Source organism: Paraburkholderia sp. Ac-20347, assembly GCF_017104805.1.
Classification (GTDB): domain Bacteria; phylum Pseudomonadota; class Gammaproteobacteria; order Burkholderiales; family Burkholderiaceae; genus Paraburkholderia; species Paraburkholderia tropica.
Map to the genome: position 1 here is coordinate 1 of NZ_JAAGPN010000331.1, position 7,574 is coordinate 7,574.

At 67.7% G+C, this 7,574-nt stretch carries 6 protein-coding genes; 1 reads left to right on the top strand and 5 read right to left on the bottom strand.

Annotated elements, in window-relative coordinates:
- Positions 1 to 127: 127 nt before the first annotated feature.
- The 4 genes from phbB to G3N97_RS34395 all read right to left on the bottom strand — a co-directional run bounded on the left by phbB (position 128) and on the right by G3N97_RS34395 (position 3,408).
- The gene (phbB, locus tag G3N97_RS34380; protein ID WP_205997322.1) at positions 128 to 874 is read right to left on the bottom strand and encodes an acetoacetyl-CoA reductase; all 747 of its coding nucleotides are present in this window, start codon (positions 872 to 874) and stop codon (positions 128 to 130) included.
- On the bottom strand, positions 864 to 1,430 hold the full coding sequence (locus tag G3N97_RS34385; RefSeq protein WP_205997323.1) for a hypothetical protein: 567 nt from the start codon (positions 1,428 to 1,430) through the stop codon (positions 864 to 866). The genes phbB and G3N97_RS34385 overlap by 11 nt, the downstream gene beginning before the upstream one ends.
- A gap of 392 nt (positions 1,431 to 1,822) precedes the next feature.
- Positions 1,823 to 2,284, bottom strand: a complete 462-nt coding sequence (locus tag G3N97_RS34390) for a universal stress protein (RefSeq protein WP_205997327.1) — start codon at positions 2,282 to 2,284, stop codon at positions 1,823 to 1,825.
- A gap of 137 nt (positions 2,285 to 2,421) precedes the next feature.
- Positions 2,422 to 3,408: a zinc-dependent alcohol dehydrogenase family protein gene (locus G3N97_RS34395; RefSeq protein ID WP_205997324.1), complete on the bottom strand. Its 987-nt coding sequence runs from the start codon at positions 3,406 to 3,408 to the stop codon at positions 2,422 to 2,424.
- Between the two features lie 387 nt (positions 3,409 to 3,795).
- Here G3N97_RS34395 and G3N97_RS34400 point away from each other — a divergent pair, with 387 nt between their 5' ends.
- Positions 3,796 to 6,231 (top strand): phosphoketolase family protein, encoded by a 2,436-nt coding sequence (locus G3N97_RS34400; protein WP_205997325.1) that lies wholly within the window; start codon positions 3,796 to 3,798, stop codon positions 6,229 to 6,231.
- 30 nt (positions 6,232 to 6,261) lie between these two features.
- On the opposite strand, the gene G3N97_RS34405 is transcribed toward G3N97_RS34400, so the two are convergent.
- Positions 6,262 to 7,233: an acetyltransferase gene (locus G3N97_RS34405; RefSeq protein WP_205997326.1), complete on the bottom strand. Its 972-nt coding sequence runs from the start codon at positions 7,231 to 7,233 to the stop codon at positions 6,262 to 6,264.
- Between the last annotated feature and the right edge of the window lie 341 nt (positions 7,234 to 7,574).

Sequence of the window (7,574 nt, forward strand, 5' to 3'; positions counted from 1 at the left end):
GGCGGCGGCGCGTCCGCGGCCGTCGCTCGCGGCGCCATCGCACCGGCCGTCTCGCGCCCTGTGCCACTCTCGGCGCCGCTCAGCGGCGGACGCGGTTGAGCGAGCGCGCTGCGCGTCCTCGTCGGCTTCATTGCATGTGCATCCCGCCGTTGATGGCGATATCGGCGCCCGTGATGAACGCCGCGTCGTCGGAACAAAGGAACGCGACCAGCGCCGCCACTTCCTCGGGCCGACCGAGACGGCCGACCGGAATCTGCGGCAGGATGCGCGTCTTCATCACCTCTTCGGGGACGGCCTCGACCATCTGCGTGGCGAGATAGCCCGGCGACACCGTGTTCACCGTGACGCCCTTCTTCGCCACTTCGAGCGCGAGCGATTTCGTGAAACCGTGCAGCCCCGCCTTCGCCGCCGCGTAGTTGGTCTGCCCGAACGCGCCGCGCGAACCGTTCACGGAACCCACGTTGACGATGCGCCCGTAGCCGCGTTCGAGCATGCCCGGCAGATAGGGTTTCGTGACGTTGAAGAGCGCGTCGAGATCGGTGCGCAGCACGCAGTCCCAATCGGCTTTCGTCATCTTCACGAAGCTGCGGTCGCAGGTGATGCCCGCGTTGTTCACGAGCACGTCGATGCGGCCCAACTCCGCGAGCACGCGCTCGGCCGTGCGCGCGCAGTCGTCGTGATCGGCGACGTCCATCGTGTAGTGTTCGAACGCGCGACCCGCCGCGCGCTCCGCGTCGAGCCACGCGGCGACGTGATCGTTGCCCTTCGAACACGACACGGCGACCTTGAAGCCCGCCGCGGCGAGGCTGCGGCTGATCGCGGCGCCCAGCCCGCCCATGCCGCCGGTGACGAAAGCGATGCGCTCAGCGTCCATGCTGACCTCCGTCGGCGCTGGCTTCCTGCTTCTTCGACGCGCGCGCGCCGCCCGCGGCCGGACTGGACGCGGAGGCATTCGCCGCATGCGCCATCGTGTTCGCGGCGCCCGCCGCCTGCGCCGCCGCGCCGTTCATCGCACGCTCGAACGCGGCCATCCACTCGCGCATCGGCAACGCCGCGCCAGTCTTCGACTCGACCGCCGCACGCTGCAAGGATTCGAGCGACGTCTGCCAGTGCTGCGCCATGTCGCGCACGCTGTCGCTCCATGCGCCCGCATTCTGCATCGAGTCCGTCACGCCCTCCTGCCAGAGCGCCGCGCTCGCGCTCATATAGTCGCGCCAGACCGTTTGCGCCGCCGCCGAAAAATCGTTCCAGTCCTGCGCGCCATGCAGCGATTCGAGCGTGCCTTCGAGCGCATGGCGGTCGCGTTCGAGGCGGCGTTGCCAGAGTTTGAGCGCCTGCTCGCGCCATTGCTGTTGATGCACGAGCAGTTGCAGCGCGGCGGACGCGCTGGTGCGGCATGCATCGAACGTCGGATGGGAAGCTTGGGTCATGGTCGAGGTCCTCACGATGGTGCGGGACCCGGCTCATCGCCGGGCGGCATGGATGCGCCGCCGCGCGTTGCGCTGCACAAGCGCGCACGCGACGATCGCGGTCCCGTCGACTCGCGGCGGCGCACTGCCGACCGCTGCATCGCAACAAACACGTCTTGATGCGATGCAGCGAATCAATCGTTCGGACTACAACCTATTGCCGCGCCGACGGGATCGAACCCACATCATAGGCACGAAGCTCCGCGCCCGCGCGCCGCATGACGGTGACACGACTGATCGACGTCATATTTTGGGATTTCCACTACGCCAAAACGCATCGCCAGTCGGGCGCGCCCGTCTTTTTCCCGACAGATCATCAGGCGCGGACCGAAGTGATCGGAGACTTTTTCTGCTTACGCCGCGTGCGGATCCTCGTTGCGCACGAGCATGACGGGGCGATCCGCCGTGCGCAGAAAACTCTCGGCGACGCTGCCGAGCAGAAGCCGCTTCACGCCCGACAACCCGCGCGTGCCCATGACGACGAGATCGGCGTCTTCCTCCGCCGCGATGCGGTAGATGACGGCCGCGATCTCCTCGCCGTTCGAATCGGCCGCGCGCGTGCTGCCATTCACGCCCGCGTCGGCGAGCGCGGTCTTCGCTTCGTCGAGCGCCTCGGTCGCGACATCGGCTTCGGCGGCATGACGCGTCTGTTCTTCCGCAAAACCCGAGCTGATATCGACGAGCCGCGCCGGATGCTGCACGACGTACAACGCGATAATCGCGCCGCCCGTCGCCTGCGCGATCTTGATCGCCTCGTCCAGCGCACGGCGTCCGCTGCGGCTACCGTCGACCGCCACCAGAATCTGCTTGTACATCGTGACCTCCCGGGCCTCGCCCATGATGCGCGGCGAACGGCTCATCCCGTTCGCGCATTCGAAAATCTGTTCGCCCGCTGTTTTGTTCTTTCGCTCTTTCAGCGCGCACTGTCTACATGAGGACGATCGCGCGCCGCTCAACGCATCGTCAAGACCGCCGCGCCCGTTAGCCGCCCCTCACGCAGATCGGCGAGCGCTTCGTTTGCGCGCGCGAGCGGATACGTCGTGGTCTCGATGTCGAGCGTGTGGCGCGCGGCGATCGCGATAAAGGCCGTGCCGTCGTCGCGCGTGAGATTCGCGACCGAGACGATGCGCCGTTCCTCCCAGAGCCACGCGTACGGAAACGACGGAATGTCGCTCATGTGGATGCCGCCGCAGACGACCGTGCCGCCCTTCGTCACCGCGCGCAACGCGGCGGGCACCAGCGCGCCGACCGGCGCGAACAGCAAGGCGGCGTCGAGCGGCTCGGGCGGCGTTTCGTCGCTGCCGCCGGCCCACGTCGCGCCGAGTCGCCGCGCGAAGTCCTGCGCGGCGGTGTCGCCGGGGCGCGTGAATGCGTAAACCGTGCGTCCCTGATATCGCGCAAGCTGGGCGACGATATGCGCCGCCGCGCCGAATCCGTAGATGCCGATGCAGTCCGCATCGCCGGCCAGCATGAGCGTGCGATAGCCGATGAGTCCCGCGCAAAGCAGCGGCGCCGCCGCGACGCTGCTGTACTGGCGCGGCAAATGGAAGCAGTAATGCGCGTCGGCGACGGTGCGTTCGGCGTAGCCGCCGTCGATCGTGTAGCCGGTGAAACCGGGCGCGTCGCAGAGATTTTCGCGGCCGCGCAGGCAGAAACGGCAGTGGCCGCAGGTGTGGCCGAGCCACGGCACGCCCACGCGGTCGCCGGGCGCGAAGCCTGTCACGCCTTCGCCGAGCGCCGCCACCGTGCCGACGATTTCGTGGCCCGGAATCACGGGCCGCTTCGGGTGCGTCAGGTCGCCGTCGACCACATGGAGATCGGTGCGGCACACGCCGCAAGCCTCCACGTCGATCAGCAATTCGCCCGCGCGCGGTGTCGGATCGGGCAGATCCACTTCGCGCAGTCGCGGACTCGTGCCGTCGAACAACATCGCTCGCATCGTCGTCCTCCTGGCTTTTTTGCCGTGCTGGGTGCCGTGTGGCGGGATCGCGTCGGAAGAGCCGTGCGCCGCACATCGCGCACGGGGACGCATCGTTCATGTTACGCGGTCGGCTCGCGCGCCGCGATGAGCGCGTCCGCTGCAGTGCGCTCCGCAGCGCACGCCGGATGCACACCAAACGCACACTCAGCGAAAGCGCTTCCATCGAACGTGGCACCATAGCGCGAGCCTCGACGCCACGCCAACGCCTGGCATGCGAGCGCCCGCCGACGGCCCGCGCGGCGCTTCGCCTGCGTCGCGACATCCGCAATCCAGCCCTCTCGCGCGCGACCGCCCTCGCGCGCCGATCCGTCCCATGCCGCGCCACCGCGCGCCACAGGAGCACGCATGAGCCCCATCACGCCCATCACCCCGTCTTCCCGCCCGACGCTTTCCGACGAACAGCTGCAGCACATGGACGCCTGGTGGCGCGCGGCGAACTATCTCTCGGTTGGCCAGATTTATCTGCTCGCCAATCCGCTGCTGCGCGAACCGCTGCAACTCACGCACGTGAAGCCGCGCCTGCTCGGCCACTGGGGCACCACGCCCGGCCTGAATTTTCTCTACACGCATTTGAACCGCGTCATCAACGAGCGCGATCTCGATCTGCTCTTTCTCGCGGGGCCCGGACACGGCGGCCCGGCCGTGGTCGCCAACACCTGGCTCGAAGGCACGTATAGCGAGACCTGGCCGAACGTGCCGCAGGACGAAGAAGGCATGGCCGTGCTGTTCAAGCAGTTCAGCTTTCCGGGCGGGATTCCGAGCCACGTTGCGCCGCAGACGCCCGGTTCGATCCACGAAGGCGGCGAGCTCGGTTACGCGCTGTCGCATGCGTATGGCGCGGTGTTCGACAATCCCGACCTGATCGTGGCCTGCGTGATCGGCGACGGCGAAGCCGAAACCGGTCCACTCGCCACCGCGTGGCACTCGAACAAGTTCCTCAATCCGGTGACGGACGGCGCGGTGCTGCCCATCCTGCATCTGAACGGCTTCAAGATCGCGGGGCCGACCGTGCTCGCGCGCATCGGCGACGAAGAACTCGCTTCGCTGATGCGCGGCTACGGTTACGAGCCCGTGTTCGTCGAAACCGAGGATCCCGTCGAGGGACATCGGTTGATGGCCGCTGCGTTCGATACGGTGTTCGACGAGATCGCGCGCATTCAGCAAGCCGCGCGCGCGCAGGCCGAAGCCGATCCGCAGGCGACCATCGAACGGCCGCGCTGGCCGATGATCGTGCTACGGACCCCTAAGGGTTGGACCGGCCCGAAGACCGTCGACGGACTCAAGACCGAAGGTTCGTGGCGCTCGCATCAGGTGCCGCTCGCGAACATCGCCAAGCCCGGTCACCTGGCGCTGCTCGAAAGCTGGATGCGCAGCTATCGGCCCGAGGAACTGTTCGACGAGCACGGCCACCTCGCGCCCGAGATTGCCGCGCTCTCTCCGCGCGGCGAACGGCGCATGAGCGCGAATCCGCGTTCGAACGGCGGCGGACGTGTGCGCGAACTGCGCGTGCCCGCGTTCGAGCGCCACGCCGTGGATGTGCCCTCGCCGGGTCAGGTCGACGCCGAAGCCACGCGCGTGATGGGCGCGTTCCTGCGCGAAGTCATGCGCGTGAATTTGCCGACGCGCAACTTCCGCATCTTCGGCCCCGACGAAACCGCCTCGAACCGCTGGTCCGACGTCTTCGACGTGACCTCGCGCACGTGGCTCGCCGACACCACGCCCGACGACGTGCAACTCGCGCAGGACGGCCGCGTGATGGAAATTCTCTCCGAGCACACCTGCCAGGGCTGGCTCGAAGGCTATCTGCTGACGGGGCGGCACGGCTTCATGTCGTGCTACGAGGCGTTCATTCACATCATCGATTCGATGTTCAACCAGCACGCGAAGTGGCTGAAGATCATCCGCGAGATTCCGTGGCGGCGGCCGCTGCCCTCGCTCAATTACCTGCTCACGTCGCACGTGTGGCGTCAGGACCATAACGGCTTCAGCCATCAGGACCCCGGTTTCATCGATTACGCGGTGAACAAGAAGGCGGACACGGTGCGCGTCTATTTGCCGCCCGACGCCAACACGCTGCTCGCCGTGACCGATCACGTGCTGCGCACCTGGAACCGCATCAACATCATCGTGGCGGGCAAGCAGCCGCAGGCGCAGTGGCTCGACATGGATGCGGCGATCCGCCATTGCGCGGACGGCATCGGCATCTGGCAATGGGCGAGCAACGACGAAGGCGGCGAGCCCGACGTGGTGATGGCCTGCGCGGGCGACGTGCCGACGCTGGAGACGCTCGCGGCCGTCGATCTGCTGCGCGGCTGGCTGCCCGATCTGAAAATACGCGTCGTGAACGTGGTGGATCTGATGACGCTCGAACCGGCCGACCGTCATCCGCACGGTCTGTCGGACGCCGATTTCAACGCGCTGTTCACCGTGAGCCGGCCCGTGATCTTCGCGCATCACAGCTATCCGTCGCTGATTCACCGCCTCACTTACCGGCGCGTGAATCACGCGAATATTCACGTGCACGGCTTTATCGAGGAAGGCACGACGACCACGCCGTTCGACATGACGGTGGTGAACCGGCTCGACCGCTTCCACCTTTGCGAAGCGGTGATCGACCGCGTGGAAGGCCTCGCGCAGCGCGCCGCGCACCTGCGGCAGACGCTGCACGACAAGCTCGCGGAGCATCGCCGCTACGTGGATGAATACGGCGACGACATGCCCGAGATCAAGAACTGGCGCTGGTCGCGCTCGCGCACGCCGCAGCCGGGCGGCGCGGACTGAAACCCGACCTGAGGCTCAAACGTGCGCGCTTCAGCGGGTTTTGACGCCGCCGAACACGCGCGCGAACGCGGTGCAGAACTGGTCGAGTTTGTCCGAGGCGAGGCAGTCGATGCCCGCCGCGCCCACCCGGCCGTTGCCGCCGGGGAACGCGCGGCACAGCTCGTCGGCGCCACGCGGACGCTCGATCGGCGCGCGCACGCTCGCGGCGTAGTTGCCGTCGGCGTTCACGCTGAGCACCGCGTGCGCGCACGACGGCTCTTCGAGCGCGAGCACGTTCGCGAACACGCCGCGCACGCGCCGCGCCCACGGTTCGTCGGGCAGCACGCAGACGCTGCCGTACTGGAACGCGACCAGCGGCGTGATTTCCTGGGCCAGTTCGAGGTCGTCGCGACGGCAGGCCGACAGACGCTGCATCAGCGGCGCCGAGGCGATGAACTCGAACGGATCGGCGTAAGGCTTGATCGCCTCGTAAAGCGCGGCGGGCGCGATGAAGAGATCGTCGACGCTGTCGCCATAAGCGTTGTAATTGAGCGACTCGCCGAGTTCGCGGAGCTGCTCCGTCTGCGTGTCCGTGAGGCCGGACTCGCGCGCGAGCGCCTGCGCCGTGGCGGGCAGATTGTCGCCGAACGCCGCCGCGATCGCCCACGGACGATGGCGGCCGCCCAGATGACGGTCGACCAGGACGCTCGTGCAGACCTGCGCGGTGGTGTCGATATGGGCGATCAGATTGACGTTGGCCGGCAGGTCGCCGGCGTGATGGTGGTCGAAGTACTCGACGTGCACGCCCTTGTGCAGCAAGGCGTTGACCGCTTCGCGATTGGTGTCGAACGAGATGTCGAGCACCGTGAGCGAGTCGCCTTCGTGCGCGTCCACGCGTTTGACGAGCGCGATGTCGCGCTTCACGCCGGTGACCAGCGTGGCTTCGCGCGGCCGGGCGAGTCGAAGCTGATGCAGCGCGCAAATGCCGTCCGCGTCGCCGTTGAATACATCGAAATGCGCCATGTGCCGAATAATCCGTTGCGTTGAGCCTCACAGTATCGCGCACAGGCGGCCAATCCCGCAAAGGGCGCCCGCGCCTGACGTCCGCGCGGGATGATTCGCTCAGTCGCGCGGATGCCGCGCCGGTGCGGTCATCGGAGCGCGACACGGGCGCGCACGCGAGACCGCGCCGCGTGGCCGGCGTACGGACGGCGCCCGTCGCGCGGTATGCTCGAATGCCCGACGAGGCTTGATGACGCTCGACGACGCTCGACGACGCGCTATGCAACCCTTCTCTGCCACCGACCGGATTCACCCGCCCTCGATGCCCGACGCCCGCCGCCCCGACCCACGCGCCCCGCTCC

Coding starts and splice junctions, on each gene's coding strand:
- phbB (WP_205997322.1), bottom strand. CDS start 874: ATGGACGCTGAGCGCATCGCTTTCGTCACCGGCGGCATGGGCGGGCTG.
- G3N97_RS34385 (WP_205997323.1), bottom strand. CDS start 1,430: ATGACCCAAGCTTCCCATCCGACGTTCGATGCATGCCGCACCAGCGCG.
- G3N97_RS34390 (WP_205997327.1), bottom strand. CDS start 2,284: ATGTACAAGCAGATTCTGGTGGCGGTCGACGGTAGCCGCAGCGGACGC.
- G3N97_RS34395 (WP_205997324.1), bottom strand. CDS start 3,408: ATGCGAGCGATGTTGTTCGACGGCACGAGTCCGCGACTGCGCGAAGTG.
- G3N97_RS34400 (WP_205997325.1), top strand. CDS start 3,796: ATGAGCCCCATCACGCCCATCACCCCGTCTTCCCGCCCGACGCTTTCC.
- G3N97_RS34405 (WP_205997326.1), bottom strand. CDS start 7,233: ATGGCGCATTTCGATGTATTCAACGGCGACGCGGACGGCATTTGCGCG.